Annotated in this window: 18 protein-coding genes; 15 read left to right on the plus strand and 3 right to left on the minus strand. The window is 61.0% G+C overall.

Annotated features, from left to right (window positions below):
- Window positions 1-7: 7 nt before the first annotated feature.
- The 13 genes from atpD (at window position 8) to BM131_RS17775 (ending at window position 11,307) form a co-directional block, all read left to right on the plus strand.
- Window positions 8-1,474, plus strand: coding sequence for a F0F1 ATP synthase subunit beta (gene atpD, locus BM131_RS17715; protein WP_090191589.1), 1,467 nt, complete (start codon window positions 8-10; stop codon window positions 1,472-1,474).
- Window positions 1,471-1,875, plus strand: a complete 405-nt coding sequence (locus tag BM131_RS17720) for a F0F1 ATP synthase subunit epsilon (protein WP_090191591.1) — start codon at window positions 1,471-1,473, stop codon at window positions 1,873-1,875. Before atpD ends, BM131_RS17720 begins: the two co-directional genes overlap by 4 nt.
- Window positions 1,872-2,150, plus strand: a complete 279-nt coding sequence (locus tag BM131_RS17725; protein WP_090191593.1) for an AtpZ/AtpI family protein — start codon at window positions 1,872-1,874, stop codon at window positions 2,148-2,150. The genes BM131_RS17720 and BM131_RS17725 overlap by 4 nt, the downstream gene beginning before the upstream one ends.
- A complete protein-coding gene (locus tag BM131_RS17730) occupies window positions 2,126-2,419 on the plus strand; it encodes an ATP synthase subunit I (RefSeq protein WP_090191594.1) in 294 nt (97 codons plus the stop codon). The genes BM131_RS17725 and BM131_RS17730 overlap by 25 nt, the downstream gene beginning before the upstream one ends.
- Window positions 2,416-3,099, plus strand: coding sequence for a F0F1 ATP synthase subunit A (locus tag BM131_RS17735; protein WP_090191596.1), 684 nt, complete (start codon window positions 2,416-2,418; stop codon window positions 3,097-3,099). The genes BM131_RS17730 and BM131_RS17735 overlap by 4 nt, the downstream gene beginning before the upstream one ends.
- On the plus strand, window positions 3,099-3,344 hold the full coding sequence (locus BM131_RS17740) for a F0F1 ATP synthase subunit C (RefSeq protein WP_090191597.1): 246 nt from the start codon (window positions 3,099-3,101) through the stop codon (window positions 3,342-3,344). Before BM131_RS17735 ends, BM131_RS17740 begins: the two co-directional genes overlap by 1 nt.
- Window positions 3,341-4,078 (plus strand): F0F1 ATP synthase subunit B family protein, encoded by a 738-nt coding sequence (locus tag BM131_RS17745; protein WP_090191599.1) that lies wholly within the window; start codon window positions 3,341-3,343, stop codon window positions 4,076-4,078. Before BM131_RS17740 ends, BM131_RS17745 begins: the two co-directional genes overlap by 4 nt.
- Window positions 4,068-5,585: a F0F1 ATP synthase subunit alpha gene (locus tag BM131_RS17750; RefSeq protein WP_090191601.1), complete on the plus strand. Its 1,518-nt coding sequence runs from the start codon at window positions 4,068-4,070 to the stop codon at window positions 5,583-5,585. The genes BM131_RS17745 and BM131_RS17750 overlap by 11 nt, the downstream gene beginning before the upstream one ends.
- Window positions 5,582-6,412: a F0F1 ATP synthase subunit gamma gene (locus BM131_RS17755; RefSeq protein ID WP_090191603.1), complete on the plus strand. Its 831-nt coding sequence runs from the start codon at window positions 5,582-5,584 to the stop codon at window positions 6,410-6,412. The genes BM131_RS17750 and BM131_RS17755 overlap by 4 nt, the downstream gene beginning before the upstream one ends.
- 117 nt (window positions 6,413-6,529) lie before the next feature.
- Window positions 6,530-8,302: a PHA/PHB synthase family protein gene (locus BM131_RS17760; protein WP_090191605.1), complete on the plus strand. Its 1,773-nt coding sequence runs from the start codon at window positions 6,530-6,532 to the stop codon at window positions 8,300-8,302.
- Window positions 8,299-9,063 (plus strand): enoyl-ACP reductase FabI, encoded by a 765-nt coding sequence (fabI, locus tag BM131_RS17765; protein WP_090191607.1) that lies wholly within the window; start codon window positions 8,299-8,301, stop codon window positions 9,061-9,063. The genes BM131_RS17760 and fabI overlap by 4 nt, the downstream gene beginning before the upstream one ends.
- The gene (locus BM131_RS17770) at window positions 9,050-10,441 is read left to right on the plus strand and encodes a bifunctional enoyl-CoA hydratase/phosphate acetyltransferase (protein ID WP_090191608.1); all 1,392 of its coding nucleotides are present in this window, start codon (window positions 9,050-9,052) and stop codon (window positions 10,439-10,441) included. The genes fabI and BM131_RS17770 overlap by 14 nt, the downstream gene beginning before the upstream one ends.
- 203 nt (window positions 10,442-10,644) lie before the next feature.
- Entirely contained in the window at window positions 10,645-11,307 is a 663-nt protein-coding gene (locus BM131_RS17775) for a sensor histidine kinase (protein WP_090191611.1), read from the plus strand.
- Between the two features lie 74 nt (window positions 11,308-11,381).
- Here BM131_RS17775 and BM131_RS17780 read toward each other — a convergent pair whose 3' ends face one another.
- On the minus strand, window positions 11,382-12,113 hold the full coding sequence (locus tag BM131_RS17780) for a Crp/Fnr family transcriptional regulator (protein ID WP_090191613.1): 732 nt from the start codon (window positions 12,111-12,113) through the stop codon (window positions 11,382-11,384).
- Between the two features lie 164 nt (window positions 12,114-12,277).
- On the opposite strand from BM131_RS17780, the gene BM131_RS17785 reads away from it, so the two are divergent.
- Window positions 12,278-12,550, plus strand: a complete 273-nt coding sequence (locus tag BM131_RS17785; RefSeq protein ID WP_090191615.1) for a hypothetical protein — start codon at window positions 12,278-12,280, stop codon at window positions 12,548-12,550.
- A gap of 148 nt (window positions 12,551-12,698) precedes the next feature.
- On the opposite strand, the gene BM131_RS17790 is transcribed toward BM131_RS17785, so the two are convergent.
- Together BM131_RS17790 and BM131_RS17795 are read right to left on the minus strand one after the other, a co-directional pair.
- Complete coding sequence (locus BM131_RS17790) at window positions 12,699-14,777, minus strand: ATP-binding protein (protein WP_090191617.1); 2,079 nt, start codon at window positions 14,775-14,777, stop codon at window positions 12,699-12,701.
- A gap of 233 nt (window positions 14,778-15,010) precedes the next feature.
- A complete protein-coding gene (locus BM131_RS17795) occupies window positions 15,011-15,499 on the minus strand; it encodes a substrate binding domain-containing protein (protein WP_090191618.1) in 489 nt (162 codons plus the stop codon).
- 68 nt (window positions 15,500-15,567) lie between these two features.
- Here BM131_RS17795 and BM131_RS17800 point away from each other — a divergent pair.
- The coding region (locus BM131_RS17800; RefSeq protein WP_139222607.1) for a transposase at window positions 15,568-15,821 on the plus strand (254 nt) is incomplete at its 3' end.

The following is a 15,821-nucleotide window of genomic DNA, read 5'->3' on the forward strand; positions in this document are numbered from 1 at the left end:
TGACAGCATGCACAGCGAAACCTCTGCCCCCGAGGGGCAGGATCTGAACGACGGATATGTGGTGTCGGTGCGCGGCGCAGTGGTCGATGTGTGTTTCGATACCGCACTGCCCGCGATCAATGATGCGCTGTCCGTGCAGTGGGAAAATGACGCGCCGCTGATCCTAGAAGTGCAAAGCCACCTTGATCCCCGCACCGTGCGGACCGTGGCGTTTCAGTCGACGGCTGGCCTGCAACGCGGGGTGCCGGTCGCAGCGACGGGCGGCCCGGTTAGCGTGCCGGTCGGCCCTGCGATTTTGGGGCGATTGCTGGATGTGGTGGGCAATCTGCGGGACGATGGCCCTGTGCTGCCCGATGACACACCGCGCCGGTCGATCCATGCCGCCCCGCCCGCACTGCGTGACCAGACGCCCACGACCGAGGTATTCGAGACGGGCATCAAGATTATCGACCTGCTGACGCCGATGGCGCAGGGCGGCAAGGCTGCGATGTTCGGCGGCGCGGGCGTTGGCAAGACCGTGCTGGTGATGGAACTGATCCGGGCGATGGTCGAAGGCTATGATGGGATCTCTGTCTTTGCAGGCGTGGGCGAACGGTCGCGCGAAGGGCATGAACTGCTGACTGAAATGCAGGACTCCGGCGTGCTGGACCGCACAGTGCTGGTTTATGGCCAGATGAATGAACCGCCCGGCGCACGGTGGCGCGCCCCGATGACAGCGCTGACGATTTCCGAATATTTCCGCGACACGCGGCATCAGAACGTGTTGCTGCTGATGGATAACGTCTTTCGCTTTGTGCAAGCCGGGGCAGAGGTGTCCGGGCTGCTGGGGCGTCTGCCGTCGCGGGTGGGCTATCAGCCGACGCTGGCGACCGAAGTCGCGGCCTTGCAGGAACGCATCGCCAGCGTCGCAGGCTCGTCCGTCACGGCCATTCAGGCGGTCTATGTCCCGGCCGACGATTTCACCGATCCGGCGGTCACCACCATTTCCAGCCACATGGACTGCGTCATCGTGCTGTCGCGCAGCCAAGCCTCCGAAGGGTTTTATCCTGCGATTGACCCGCTGGCCTCATCCTCGATGCTGCTTGATCCGCTGGTGGTCGGCGTCGATCATTACGAGACGGCAGAAGCCGTGCGCCAGACCCTTGCCCGGTTCCGCGAACTGACCGACATCATCTCTTTGCTGGGGGTCGAGGAATTGGGTCAGGCGGACCGTCTGATCGTGAAACGCGCCCGCCGCTTGCAGCGGTTTTTGACCCAGCCCTTTATGGTGACAGAGGCGTTTACCGGCGTTCCCGGCGCACGGGTCACGCTGGCCGATACGCTGGCGGGATGCCGCGCCATTCTGGACGGGGCCGCTGACGATTGGGACGAAAGCGCGCTTTATATGGTTGGCACGCTGGCAGACGCAGAGGCAAAGAACGCCGCAGCCGCGCGCCCTGCCCCCAAAGTCGCCGCAAAAAAGGACGCCGCATGAAACTGCGCATCGTCACCCCTTTATCCGTCGTCGTGGAAACCGAAATCGACAGCCTGCGGGCCGAGGATTCCAGCGGCAGCTTTGGCATCCTGCCGGGCCATGCCCCGTTCCTGACGGCGCTTGCGATATCCGTCGTCACGTGGCGCAAGGAAGGCACGGATCATTTCTGCGCAGTACGCGGCGGCGCGCTCAGCGTGGCAGGCGATGTGTCCATCGCGACGCGCGAAGCCATCACAGGCGACAATCTTGCGACCCTTGATGCAGACGTGCTGGCACGGTTCCGGTCTGACGCCGACGCAGAGCGGATCGACCGCACCGCCGCCACAACCCTGCAGCTCAATGCCATCCGCCAGATGGTCAACCGCCTATCGCTGGGCGCCGACGCAGGAGAGTTCCGATGACCCCGGACGACGATGACCCCCTTGTGCGCCAAGCCCGCCTGCGCCGCGACCGCCACGACCGCTGGCTGCGCGAAGGCGATATGTCCGTTGGCCGCAGGTTGGCGCAGATCGGCGTGCTGGGCTGGATGATCGTGGTTCCGATGCTGGCCGGGATCTTTACCGGGCGCTGGCTGGATGCACGCTTTGGCGACGGGATTTTCTGGACGGCCCCTTGCCTGATGCTGGGCCTTGGATTGGGCGGCTGGACCGCATGGAATTGGATGAACGCGGAATGATTGCAGACCTGCCGATGACCCTAAGCTTGCCCGCCAGCTTTGGCGGCGGAATTGTGCTGGGATTTGCCTATTTCTGGGCGCTGCGCGAAACCGCGCGCCTGATCGTCAACGGGGGGCATCCGGCGCTTGGATTGGCGCTGACGCTTGGGCGGCTCGGGCTGATCGGCGCGGGGTTTTACGTGGCCGTGCTAGCGGGCGGGGCTGCCTTGATTGCCGCATTGGCAGGCGTGCTTGTCGCAAAAGCCGTGATGCTGCAGGTCGCGCCATGATGTCGCCGCTGGAATCCACCGTCCTGTTCAGCATCGGCCCGGTGCCGATCACGCAGGCGGTTTTGACGACATGGGGCATCATGGTCGTTCTGGTCGCAGGGGCCTTTGCCATGACCCGCAACCTAACCGTCCGGCCCAGCAAGCGGCAGGCCGCGCTGGAACTGATCGTCGCCACCATCGACACCCAGATCACCGAAACCACCGGGGCGGCCCCCGCGCCCTATCGCGGTTTCATCGGCACGCTGTTCATGTTCATTCTGGTCGCCAACTGGATATCGCTTATTCCGGGGATGGAACCGCCGACCGCCCAGTTGGAAACTGACGCGGCGCTGGCGCTGCTGGTGTTTGCATCCGTGATCTGGTTCGGCGTGCGCGGCGCAGGGGCTGGCGGCTATTTGCGGTCCTTCACCCGGCCCAACCCGATCATGATCCCCCTCAATATCCTGCAAAGCCTGACGCGCGTTTTTTCGATGTTCGTGCGCCTGTTCGGTAACGTCATGAGCGGCGTTTTCGTCATCGCCATCGTGGCATCGCTGGCCGGACTGCTGGTTCCGATCCCGCTGATGGCCCTCGATCTGCTGACGGGGCTGGTTCAGGCCTATATCTTTGCCGTCCTCGCGATGGTCTTCATCGCCGCCACGATTACGGACGGCGCTCCCACTACACAAAAGGACTCCTAATGGACTATCTTCCGCATATCAGCATCATCTGCGCGGCCTTTGCCGTATCTTTCGGTGCCATCGGGCCAGCCTTGGCCGAAGGCCGCGCCGTGGCCGCCGCGATGGACGCCATCGCCCGCCAGCCAGAGGCAGCGAATACGATTTCCCGCACCCTGTTTGTCGGCCTTGCCATGATCGAGACGACGGCGATCTATTGCCTTGTGATCGCGCTGCTTTTGCTCTTTGCCAATCCGCTTTTGTCATGACCATCGACTTTTGGACGCTTGGCCTGCAGGCGATCAACGTCGGGGTCCTGATCTGGCTGCTGTCCCGCGTGTTCTGGACCCCCATCGCCGCCGCCATCGGGGCGCGGCAAACAGCGACGCAAACCGCGCTGGATGACGCTGCAGATGTGCAGGCCAAGGCAGATGCCGCACTGGCTGACGTCACGCAGGCCCGCGCGGGCATTGCCGCAGAACGGACAGCCGCGCTCGCCGAGGCCGCGCGCGAGGCTGAAGCGCAGAGCAAACAAGCCGCCGCCGCTGCGCAGACGCAGGCCGATACGCTTTTGGCTGCGGCAAAGGCCACTGCGATGGCCAAGGCAGAGGACGACCGCGCCGCGGCCAATGCCGCATCAGCGACGCTTGCGGTTGCCATGGCGCGCAAGCTTTTGGCGGGGCTGGATACGCAGGTTGTACAAGCCGCGTTTCTGGATCGTTTGGTCGCCGGGATCGCGGAAATGACGCCAAGCGATCGCGCCGCCCTTGTCGCCACGCCGGGCGGCATCGACCTTGTCAGCCCCGATGCGCTGGACGCAGCGGCTCAAGCCAAGGTCACGGCGGCGGTCCACAAGGCGCTTGGCGGTAAGCCCGATCTGCAATTTGTCACTGATCCCGCGCTGATCGCAGGAGGAGAGCTGCGCACGGCGCATTTCACGCTGCACAACAGTTGGCGCGCCGATTTGGACGATATCGCCGGGGCGCTGACCGATGCCGCGTGATCCCGAAACGGACTGGCTGTCCGCCGCACAGCAGACATTGGACACAATGACACTCTCCCCCCGCGCCGCCCATCGCGGCCGGGTCGAAGAGATCGGCGACGGCGTCGCCATGATCTCTGGCCTGCGCGATGTGGGGCTGGACGAGGTGTTGCACTTTTCAGGCGGGCAAACCGGATTCGCCCGCGTGCTGGACCCGGACCAGATTGGCTGCGTCCTGCTGGACGGCACCACGCAGGTCGAGGCTGGCGACGCCGTCTACGGCACGGGCACCGTTGTGGATGTGCCTGTCGGCGCGGGCCTGCTGGGGCGCATCGTCGATCCCTTGGGCCGCCCGCTGGATGGCAAGGGCGCGATCACGGCAGACACCCGCATGCCCATTGAACGCGCTGCCCCCGCGATTATCGACCGCGATCTGGTGACCGAGCCCGTGCAAACCGGCGTCGTCGTCGTCGACACCCTGTTCCCCCTTGGCCGCGGCCAAAGAGAGTTGATCGTGGGTGATCATTCGACCGGGAAAACGACGCTCGCTATAGACGCGATCATGGCGCAGGCGCACAGCGATATGATCTGCGTCTATGTCGCCATCGGGCAGAAATCGTCCAGCGTGCGCCGGGCGATTACCGCACTGCAAACGGCAGGCAATTTTGACCGCTGCATCGTGGTGGTCGCCAGCGCCGCCAGCGCGCCGGGCTTGCAATGGATCGCGCCCTATGCGGGCATGACGATGGCCGAACACTTTCGCGACGCGGGCCAGCACGCGCTGATCGTCATCGACGATCTGTCCAAACACGCCGCAACCCACCGCGAAATCGCACTTTTGACACGGCAATCGCCGGGCCGCGAGGCCTATCCCGGCGATGTATTCTATATCCACGCCCGCCTGCTGGAACGCGCGGCCAAGCTGTCGGCGGCCCTTGGTGGCGGATCGCTGACCGCCTTGCCGATTGCCGAAACCGTGGCAGGCAATCTGTCGGACTATATCCCGACCAACCTGATTTCGATCACCGACGGGCAGATCGTTCTGGATGCGGCGCTGTTCCATCAAGGCCAGAAACCGGCGGTGGATGCGGGCCTGTCGGTCAGCCGCGTTGGCGGTAAAACGCAGGCGAAACTGCTGCGCACCGCCGCCGGTACCCTGCGGCTGGACTATGCCCAGTTTCTGGAACTCGAGGTGTTTACCCGCTTTGGCGGCATGCCCGACGGGCGCGTGCGCAGCCAGCTGACGCGCGGTGCCCGGATCAGAGAGGCGCTGCGCCAAGACCAGCACACCCCGTTCCGATTGGCCGACGAGGTGGCGCTGATGATGGCGGTGCAGGCGGGCCTGCTCGATGCAGTGCCCACCAGCGCCGTGGCCGCATTTCGCGCCGGGGTGCCCGCGCGGCTGGACCAACAAGCCGCCGCGCAGGTGCAGACCATTACCGACACCAGCACGCTTGATGACACAGGCCATGCCCACCTTTTGGACGTGCTGAACGCGTATGCCGAAACCTTTGCCGTGCAACCATGACCGCGCGGCTGGCCGATATCACCGCCCGGATCGAAGGCATCCGCCAGCTGGGGGCGGTGGTGAACGCGATGAAGGGTATTGCCTCGGCCCGCGCGCATGTCGCCCGCGATCAGGTCACTGCGGTGGATAGCTATGCCGCGACGCTGGCGGCAGCGATGGCGCAGGTCGTCGGCGCGCAAGCGCAGGCTGCAACCGGCACAGCAGACACACCGACCGGGCTGCTGGTGTTTTGCGCCGAACAAGGCTTTGCCGGGGCGTTCAGCGAACGGGTGCTGGACACCATCCCGGCAGATGCACCGCTGTTCCTGATCGGCACGCGCGGGCTGTCTGTCGCGGCGAGCCGTGACATCACGCCGGACTGGCACGCCGCCCTGCCGTCTCACTCGACCGGGATGCCAAAGCTGGCAGAAGCGATCACCACAGCGATCTTTGCCGCAATGGCCAAGGGCGACATCGGCAGTCTTGATGTGATCCACACAAGCTGGGAGGCCGGGCGACCAAGCGTGGCGCAGCACAGGCTTTTGCCGCTTGATCTGTCTGCCCTGCCCGCCCCAACCGGTGCTGACGTGCTGACGCAACTGCCGCGCACCGCGCTGATTGAAGGGCTGTCGCAGGATTACCTGCACGCGCTGATCACCCGCGCCGCCCTGCACGCCTTTGCCGCCGAAAACGAGGCGCGGATGCAAGCGATGACTGCCGCAGGCCACCAGATTGAAGACGAGCTAGCCGTATTCGAGGCCCGCCTGCGCCACGTCCGCCAAAGCGCGATCACAGCCGAGATTATCGAACTTGGCACCGGCGCTGCCGCCGCCGGACCGGCAAGATAACGCCAACACGGCACCGCGCCCTGCACAACTTTGACCTGTATCAACATCAGCCCGCGCCAATGGGACTATCAGGGGGACAAGGGGCTGCCTGCTGCGCCTCGTTCCAAAGGACATCCCATGCCAAGCCACATCAAGCTGATCGTCCCCGCGCCCAATAACCAAGACATTCCGCCACCCGCCCACGTGGCGGTGATCCCGCCACCCGTGCCAGAGACTCTGTTCGAGGCGCTCGACCGGGATATGCATGGCCGCATGGCGCAGGCGACATTCGGGATCGCGCCGTCTGTGCTGGCAGAGGCTTGGGTGGACTGGGCCGTCCACATCGCGGCCTCGCCGGGCAAACAGCTTAGCTTGGTGCAGCAGGCGATGAAGGACACGCAGACGTTCTGGATGTCTGCGCTTGGCCTGCAACCCACCGCGGTACCTGACGACCGGCGCTTTGCGTCCGATCACTGGAAGGCTTGGCCGTTCAACGTGCTGGCGCAGACCTATCACCAGAACTGGACGCTGCTGCAGAACGCCACCACGGGCGTGCACGGTGTCACCCCGGCGCATGAAAACCTGATGGCCTTTACCGCAGGGCTGCTGACCGATGCGGCGGCCCCGTCGAACTTTGCCATGACCAACCCCGATGTGCTGGCCGCGACGGTCAAAACCCGCGGCCAGAATATGCTAGAGGGCCTGCGCAACCTGTCCCACGACGCCCTGCACAAGGGCGATCCGTCGACCGCGTTCAAGGTCGGGCACGATCTGGCGGCCACGCCGGGCAAAGTGGTGTACCACAACGACCTGATGGAGCTGATCCAATACGCCCCCACGACCGCAAAAGTGCGGCCAGAGCCGATCCTGATCGTGCCCGCGTGGATCATGAAGTATTACATCCTTGATCTGTCCCAGCATAATTCGTTGGTGAAATACCTCGTCGGACAAGGCTACACCGTGTTCATGGTGTCGTGGAAAAACCCCGAAGCCAGCGACCGCAATCGCAGCATGGAGGATTATCGCAAGCTTGGCGTCATGGACGCGATTGATGCTGCCTGCGCCATCACTGGTGCGCCGCAGGTGCACGCGATGGGCTATTGCCTTGGCGGCACGCTGCTGTCGATCGCCGCTGCCACCATGGGACGCGACCATGACGACCGCCTTGCGACCGTCACCCTGTTGGCCGCCCAAGTCGATTTCACCGAAGCCGGCCCCCTAAAGCTGTTCATCAACGAGGCCGAGGTCACGTTGATCGAGGATATGATGGAGTCGCAGGGTTTCCTGACCTCTGACCAGATGGCCGGGGCCTTTGCCCTATTGCATGCACGCGATCTGATCTGGGCCCCGATGATCCGCGACTACATGCTGGGGGAACGGGGCGATGCCTTTGACCTGATGTTCTGGAACGCCGACGGCACGCGGATGCCGTCGCAGATGCATGCGGAATACCTGCGCAAACTGTTCCTGCACAACGATCTGGCCGAGGGGCACTACCACGTTGGCGGCAAGGCCATCGCCCTGACCGATATCAAGGTGCCGCTGTTCGTCGTCGGCACCGAGGACGACCATGTCGCCCCTTGGCCGTCGGTCTATAAACTGCACCTATTTGCCGATACGGACATAATCTTTACCCTGACCAGCGGCGGCCATAACGCAGGCATCGTGTCAGAGCCGGGCCATCAGGGCCGCCACTTTCGCACAAGCGAGGCGGCCGAAGGGGCCGCCTTTCGCGATCCCGGCGACTGGCTGGCAGATACTGAACCGCAAGACGGATCATGGTGGCCTGTGCTGACAGATTGGCTCCTCGTGCGGTCCGGTAAGGACATACCCCCGCCGCCCATGGGCCAGCCAAATGGGCGTTATAAGGCAGGGGCAGACGCCCCAGGTGCCTATGTGATGCAGCCATGAACGCGCTGGCTGGTAAAGTGGCGCTGGTACTGGGCGTGGCCAACGCCCAGTCCATCGCCGCAGGTTGCGCGCAGGCCTTTGCGGATGCGGGCGCTGATGTCGCGCTGACCTATCAAGGGGCAAAAGCGCGCCCTTTTGTCGAACCGGTCGCCGCGGCTGTGGGGGCCAAATTGCTTTTGCCGCTCGACGTCACGGTCGAGGGAGAGATGGAGGCCGTCTTTGCCGCCGTTCAGGCGCGCTGGGGGCATGTGGACATCCTTGTCCATTCCCTTGCGTTCTGCGGGGCAGACGATTTGCACGGACGGGTCACCGATTGCAGCGCGGCGGGCTTTGCGCAGGCGATGGATATTTCCGTCCATTCGCTGATCCGCGCCGCGCGTCTGGCGGAACCGCTGATGCATGCGGGCGGTACGATCCTAACGATGTCGTATTATGGCGGCGAAAAGGTCGTGGATAATTACAACATCATGGGGCCAGTCAAAGCCGCATTAGAGGCGGTTGTGCGCAACCTTGCGGTTGAACTGGGGCCACGGCAAATCCGCGTCAATGCCCTGTCACCGGGACCGCTGCGCACCCGCGCCGGGTCCGGCATTGCGCATTTCGACGCGCTGGTCGACGCGGCGCGCGACCGGGCACCGGAACAGGCGCTGGTCACGGTCGCAGACGTCGGCGACGTCGCCGCGATGCTGGCATCCGACGGTGCCCGCTGCGTCACCGGAGAGGTCGTGCACATCGACGGTGGCCTGCATGTCCGCGCCTGAGCCTGAAGGCCAATTCATCGAAAACCGCACCTTTGCTGAACTGGCCGTGGGCGACACGGCACAGTCGGTGCGGACCCTAACGCCGCGCGACATATCGCTTTTCGCGGTCATGTCGGGCGACGTGAACCCGGCGCATGTCGATGCGGCCTATGCGGCGACTGACATGTTCCACGGCGTCATTGCCCATGGCATGTGGGGGGCCGCGTTGATCAGCGCTGTTCTGGGCACGCAGTTGCCTGGGCCGGGAACAATCTTTCTGGACCAAAGCCTGTCGTTCAAGGCCCCTGTTGCGCTTGGCGATACGATCACGACCCGCATTACAGTGACCGAAAAGTTGAACAAAGGCCGCGTCTTGCTTGCCTGCGCCTGCATCAATCAGGACGGCGTCACCGTGATCGACGGCATCGCCCGCGTCATCGCGCCTTCGGACAAGGTGCACCGCCCCCGCTTTGTGTTGCCAGAGGTCACGCTGCATGCCCCTGCCGCCCAATATGCCCGCCTTGTCGCCGCGACGACGGATTTGACGCCCGTGCACACTGCCGTCGTGCATCCGTGCGACGCCCTGTCCCTGACGGGCGCCTTGGACGCCGCCGCGCGGGGCATCATCGTGCCGGTTCTGATCGGTCCCGCCGGGCGCATCGCTGCGGCTGCCAAAGCGGCGGGCCGCGATCTGGATGCGATAGAGGTCATCGACGTCCCCCACAGCCATGCCGCAGCCGCAACGGCCGTCGCGCTTGCGAAAGCCGGCAAGGTCGCGGCGCTGATGCAGGGGGCACTGCAGACGGACGAGCTGATGGCGGAGGTGATGGACGCAGCCCTTGGCCTGCGCACCGAAAGGCTGATGAGCCATGTTTACGTGCTGGACGTCCCGACCTATGCCAAACCGCTGCTGATCACCGACGCGGCGATCAACGTCGCACCTGACCTTAGCGCGAAACGCGATATCGTGCAGAACGCCATCCAACTGGCGCGGGCCCTTGGCACCGCCCATCCCAAAGTCGCGATCCTTGCGGCGGTCGAGACGGTCACCCCCCGCATGCCCGCGACGCTGCACGCCGCAGCCCTGTGCAAAATGGCGGATCGCGGGCAAATCACGGGCGGCGTGCTAGATGGGCCGCTGGCCTTCGACAATGCGATCTCGCCCGCCGCAGCGGCGGCCAAGGGGATCGTGTCGCCTGTCGCGGGTCAGGCCGATATCCTTGTGGCCCCAGACCTAGAATCCGCGGACATGATGGCCAAGCAGCTGATTTATCTGGCAGGGGCTGATGCGGCCGGGCTTGTGATGGGGGCCAGCGTGCCCGTCATCCTGACCAACCCCGCCGACAGCGCATGGGCGCGGCTGGCATCCTGTGCGCTTGCGCGGCTGGTGATCGGCTGATCGCTGCTAGCGCACGGTGCATAGCGCTGCGCATCAATCCGCCCGTTTAGCGCCAATCCTGATCCGCATCAGTGCGGCACTTTGTAAATCAGCACAAGGTGAACGCATCAGCCACGACGCCGGTCGCCAACGACATCATATCAGCTGACGAAACGCGCAGTCCGGGGTGCAAGGGCGGCACCCGCAATGCGAAGGAACCATACATGGACGCCACGTTAACGGCCGACAATCTGACCTGCCAGAACTGCGATCGCTTAACAGAGGCTGACCACCGCATTGCGAACCATCTGGCGATGTTGGCGGGTTATGCACGCCTAAAATCGGCAGCGATGGTCAGCGAAGGGCGGAACATGACAGCGGCGGATGCGCTTTTGCTGCTGAATGCCGTGCATGTGCAGATTGACGCCGTCGCCGACCTGCACCGCACGCTTTCCAGACACGGTCCGCGCGCACCTATTGACCTCCCCACGGCGCTTGGGTCGGTCTGCGATACATTGCATGCGGTTGCGGGCGACGGCGTCGTCATTGTCCGCGACTTCCATCCGGGCTGCGCTGTCTCGTCCGACGACCTGTTGCCTGTGACGCAAATCGTGACCGAACTGATGACGAACGCAATCAAGCACGGGCGGGACGCGGCCGGGCTTGTCCGCCTCAGCGTGTCCTGCAAGCCAATTGGCGACGGCAAGATCGAGATTGCGGCCCAAGACAACGGCCCCGGACTGCCCAAGCACGCCGCGCCTCAAGAGGGTCATGGTCTGGGCTTTCGCATCGTCGAGAGATTGCTGGCACAGGTCGACGGGCAGATCGCCTATCACCGCACGCAGGGCGGCATGACTGTGTGCCTGACCGTGCCTTCCGCGGGATAACTGTGCTGATCTATGTCAGTGCGGCCGCGCCGGGGGGGGGGCGTCAAGATCGGGGTAATCCCTGCATTCGCCAGTTAACGCAGCAATGGCCCCTCATGGTCTAGGTATCCCAAATCAAATTCCGCGAGGGCCACCAGTCCCTTAAAATCAAGGATCTCAACCTGCCCCTTTTGAAACGTCAGCAGTCCTTTTTCACGCAGCTCACGCAGCACCCTGTTGACGTGAACCGCGCTTAGACCCAGCGCATCGGCCAGATGATATTGCGTCAAGGGGCAGTCAAATCCGGCCGTTGTCGCCTGTCCGACAAGCATCAGGCGCGCGTTCAGTTCGAGCAAAAAATGTGCCGTGCGTTCAAGCGCGTTGCGCCGCCCGATGCCAACAAGGTGTTCCACCACCATGGCCTCGTCCCGCGACGCGGCCCACAGGACGGCCGTCGCGAGGCGCGGTGTTTGGGTAAAGGCTGTCAGCAGCTCGCTGTCCTTAACCTCTGACGCCTCAACGGTGGTGATCGGTTCAATGTTATGGTCAGCGGTGCGAAACAGCACCGACCGCAGGCCAAGAAAGTCGCCGGGGATCTGAAAGTCCACAATCTGCCGCGTCCCGTCACGCAGCAGCTTGTAGGAACAGACCCAGCCTTCAGCCAGAATATAGGCTGCCGACCGCGTCTGCCCTTGATGAACAAGGTCACGGCCCGCGACAAACCTGCGACGGCGCTGGTGCAGCCCGTCTAGAACCGCAAGCTCTGCGTCATCCAATGCGACGAACGAGCCTAATTTCCGCGCAAGCGGGCTGTGTTTGCTATACATCTGGCGCCCTTCCGGTCACGGCCGAAGGCCTACAAGACCTATCTAGATTGCGATTAACGGCTACGCCGCGCCTCAATCCTGATGTGTATCAGCCCAGTCTAGATGCGATCTGCCACGTTGACGAGGAACCATTACTTTTTCGCGAACAAGAAGGTCTATTCTCCATGCCCAACGCACAAAATTTGTCCAGCGAAGCCCTTGCGACGGACGCAGTGTCAGGCGCTGCGGCCCTGTCGATCTGTGAATCCCTGCTGCTTGCTTTGAACGATCACGAAGTTCTGCCCGAACGTGAAATCATCGGTATTCTGCACGACGCGGCCACAGCCCATGCCAACCACCCTGTGAATGGGCCCGGCGCGGCATTCCACGCCAAGGTCGCGGCGCTGATCAACAGCATCATCGACGGCGGAAATTCCGTCCGACGCAGCGGCACTTAGGCACACCACCTATCGCAGGTGGATAAGACAGATGGCGCATGGCGCTGCACCCATGCATGACGCAGCTGCATGTTTCCCTGCAATACGCATCACGGCAGGCGGCCCAAGCGGCGGAGCTTCCTTGCAGCCGAAATGCAGGTCACGCCGTTTAGGACGGCACGCGCGGTTTCGCAGAAGGTAGGGACAATGTGAAACTGCTCCCCACCCCGGCCGTGCTTTCGACCGTAAGTGATCCGCCTTGAAGCTCTGCCAGATTTCTTGAAATCGCCAACCCCATACCAGTACCCCCAGCCTTTCGCGTGGCGCTGGAATCGACTTGAAAGAAAACATCAAAGATACTTTCAATGTCTGATTGCCCTATCCCAGGTCCGCTATCGCTGACCTCGAACAAAACGTTATCTTGGTTTGCAGTCACCTTCAATTTGACATGACCAGATTCTGTAAACTTTATCGCATTGCCAACCAAATTGAAAAGGATCTGCTGCGTTCTCACTTTATCCGCATAAACTTGCCCTGTGTCGCGGACGACCTCAAAACTCAAGCCCTTCTTTTGCGAAAGTGTCTTTAGCTGAATAGCGACCGGATCCACAATTGTTGCGATATTGTGCGCGGCGCTTTCCACCGTCAGGCTGCCAGATTCGATCTTTGCGATATCAAGCATCTCGTTGATCAGATACAAAAGGTGATCGCCCGATTGGATCGTCCGATCCATCAGGTTCGAAAACTGATCGAACATCTCTTCCATCATTATTTTAATGTCGGCGGGATCAGTATTGCCGTCTTCTATTGCAGCAAGCATCGTTTTGGATGACTTAAGCAAGCGCGGGTTCTTTGCGATACGTGCAACACCCAATATAACGGTCAGCGGCGTTCTTAGCTCATGGCTCAGCACACCCATGAAATTGGTTTTCGCTTCGCTGGCGGCCTCGGCCGCGGCCTTGGCATGACTTAGTTCAGTGACATCCACATATAGACCAACATAGCAGCCATCCTGCATACGCCGGTCAGAAACTTTAATCACCCGGCCATCTGTAAGGTGCTGCTCAATATCCAATGAACCACCACTACGGCGGGATTCGATACGATTTGCAATCCACGCCATTTCATCCGCAGAATTGCTAAGCTGCATCGGGTGGTGATCGCCAACTTTGACATAGTCGGAAAATGGCGTGCCGTAGTGGACCATTTCCTCAGAAAACCCATACATCTCGCGGTATCTGGCATTGCTGACAATAAGCCGATCACGCGTATCAAACATGACAAAGCCGTCGGCCAATGCCTCGATACCGTTATGCAACAGCGCCTCTGCCCGCTTTCGCGTCTCTGAAAGCCAAATAATATAAAGCAGCAGTACCAACAGTGCTAACGCGACAACCACCATACCAATGCGTTTTTGCCATTGCGCCTCTGCCGCTGTTGGCCACCCGCCTTTTGTCGTCGCATACAGCTGCCAGTCTTCGAATTCGAAGTCAAAATCAAGAATAACAGGATCTTTTTCTTTTACAGCTTGGTCACCGTACAGAAAAACCCCTTCAATTCCCTTTCTTCTACCTGCAACGTCGATCGCTAGATCGTAGTCCTCATTGGCATCGGTCAGTCCCGCTTCGGCAAGGAATTCATCATAATCAAGAACAAGGGATACGATCCCCCAAGGCGTCCTTACGTCCCCTGGCACCATCGCATTGCCATTGGCATCGCGTTCAGTCAAATAAACCGGGGCCCGAAGGATCATACCCAAACCGCCCTGAGCCAAATTGACCGGGCCGGTAATGATCTCTCCACCAGTGCTTAACATTTCTTGTATCATCGGAAATTGTTCATCATTTGTCCGATAGTCCAGCCCCAAAGCGTCTTCATTCCCATCAAACGGATAGATGAGCTTAATAACAAGGTCAGGAGCCGCCGCGATACTCACGGTAGAGTCGTCAATACTTCTAATATTTTGGACTCTATTTAAAAATTGTTCCTGCGTAATGTCAGGATTATCAGAAATAAAGGTCGCTAACTCGCGAAGAACTAATGATTGAGAGTGGATCACCTCTTCAAAGGTCTCCCGGACATCTAGCAGTTCAAGATACATTTCCGACTTCAGCTCACTCAAGTATTTTGAATAAGAAGGTCTATCAAATTGTATAATGGCAAATATACTGATCACAGATGCAAATACAAAATACACCCAAAGCCACTTGCCAACAGAAGTGATCCAATCAAAAAATGATCTGAACATATAAATAATTCTACCTTCGTGGGCGGGCCGAATGAAATGATGATGATGATATTTTTGAAGAAAAACGCGGCAACAGATTTGCTGCAGAACCTACGCCTTAGTATTTACGGCAACAAATGAGGCAACGATAGGGCTAAATCGGACGAAATAATTCCGCAATGACGCGGTGTGGCCTGCATATATCGGCGGGCTGCCGCACAGGCAGCTGGCCAAAATGCGCAGTTGGGGCGATTTTATTGCGACTCTCGTCTGTCATTCTGCAAAATCGGTTTTAGGGCTTCAATCAGAAAATCCATAAAGCACCGCACCTTAGGCGTTAGCACGTTTGATCGTGGATAGATCAGCCAAAGTACTGACGCGTCATTTAGCCGCCAGTCAGGCAGGATATGGACAAGACGGCCAGCGGCAAGGTCCTTGGTCACGCTCCACTGAGAGTTAATCGACACCCCGCCCCCGGCAACCGTAGCGACTCGCTGCGATGTGCCATCGTCAAAAATAGAGCGACAATTCATTTGGTTAGGGTCAAAGGTCGCGTGCTGACCATCGCTATGAATAAGCGTGCGCGGCGCAGTATTGGACCAGGCCAAAAATGCGTGCCCGGGCAAATCCTGTGGCCTTTGGGGCGTGCCGTGACGCGCCAAGTAGTCTGGGGCCGCGCAAAGAATACGCCAATCATCCGCCAATTTGCGGCCGCGCAGGCTGCTGTCCTCTAAGAGCCCGATTTAAAACTATTTGAGTGAGTTCAGTGGTTTGTGATTCTGTTCGGTTGTGAAGCTGAATGGAGATCACAATGGCTTGGACTGAACTCACCCGCCGTCAACATGATCGAAAAGGCGATAAATACGCAAGCGATATGAAGGATGCGGAATGGGCGTTGATAGCGCCTTCGATGTCGCCGCCGAAGACAACTGGTCGGCCCCGTACGACATGTTTGCGCGACGTGGTCGACGCACTCCTCTACATTGCAACGACCGGATGCCAATGGCGTATGTTGCCCAACGACTTCCCGCCGGTTTCAACGGTTCGGGGCTATTTCTACGCGTG

Origin of the sequence: Loktanella salsilacus (assembly GCF_900114485.1) — a bacterium.
Classification (GTDB): Bacteria; Pseudomonadota; Alphaproteobacteria; order Rhodobacterales; family Rhodobacteraceae; genus Loktanella; species Loktanella salsilacus.

Bases quoted from the DNA above. Each gene is read 5' to 3' on its own strand.
- atpD (WP_090191589.1), top strand. From the start codon at position 8: ATGCACAGCGAAACCTCTGCCCCCGAGGGGCAGGATCTGAACGACGGA.
- BM131_RS17720 (WP_090191591.1), top strand. From the start codon at position 1,471: ATGAAACTGCGCATCGTCACCCCTTTATCCGTCGTCGTGGAAACCGAA.
- BM131_RS17725 (WP_090191593.1), top strand. From the start codon at position 1,872: ATGACCCCGGACGACGATGACCCCCTTGTGCGCCAAGCCCGCCTGCGC.
- BM131_RS17730 (WP_090191594.1), top strand. From the start codon at position 2,126: ATGGAATTGGATGAACGCGGAATGATTGCAGACCTGCCGATGACCCTA.
- BM131_RS17735 (WP_090191596.1), top strand. From the start codon at position 2,416: ATGATGTCGCCGCTGGAATCCACCGTCCTGTTCAGCATCGGCCCGGTG.
- BM131_RS17740 (WP_090191597.1), top strand. From the start codon at position 3,099: ATGGACTATCTTCCGCATATCAGCATCATCTGCGCGGCCTTTGCCGTA.
- BM131_RS17745 (WP_090191599.1), top strand. From the start codon at position 3,341: ATGACCATCGACTTTTGGACGCTTGGCCTGCAGGCGATCAACGTCGGG.
- BM131_RS17750 (WP_090191601.1), top strand. From the start codon at position 4,068: ATGCCGCGTGATCCCGAAACGGACTGGCTGTCCGCCGCACAGCAGACA.
- BM131_RS17755 (WP_090191603.1), top strand. From the start codon at position 5,582: ATGACCGCGCGGCTGGCCGATATCACCGCCCGGATCGAAGGCATCCGC.
- BM131_RS17760 (WP_090191605.1), top strand. From the start codon at position 6,530: ATGCCAAGCCACATCAAGCTGATCGTCCCCGCGCCCAATAACCAAGAC.
- fabI (WP_090191607.1), top strand. From the start codon at position 8,299: ATGAACGCGCTGGCTGGTAAAGTGGCGCTGGTACTGGGCGTGGCCAAC.
- BM131_RS17770 (WP_090191608.1), top strand. From the start codon at position 9,050: ATGTCCGCGCCTGAGCCTGAAGGCCAATTCATCGAAAACCGCACCTTT.
- BM131_RS17775 (WP_090191611.1), top strand. From the start codon at position 10,645: ATGGACGCCACGTTAACGGCCGACAATCTGACCTGCCAGAACTGCGAT.
- BM131_RS17780 (WP_090191613.1), bottom strand. From the start codon at position 12,113: ATGTATAGCAAACACAGCCCGCTTGCGCGGAAATTAGGCTCGTTCGTC.
- BM131_RS17785 (WP_090191615.1), top strand. From the start codon at position 12,278: ATGCCCAACGCACAAAATTTGTCCAGCGAAGCCCTTGCGACGGACGCA.
- BM131_RS17790 (WP_090191617.1), bottom strand. From the start codon at position 14,777: ATGTTCAGATCATTTTTTGATTGGATCACTTCTGTTGGCAAGTGGCTT.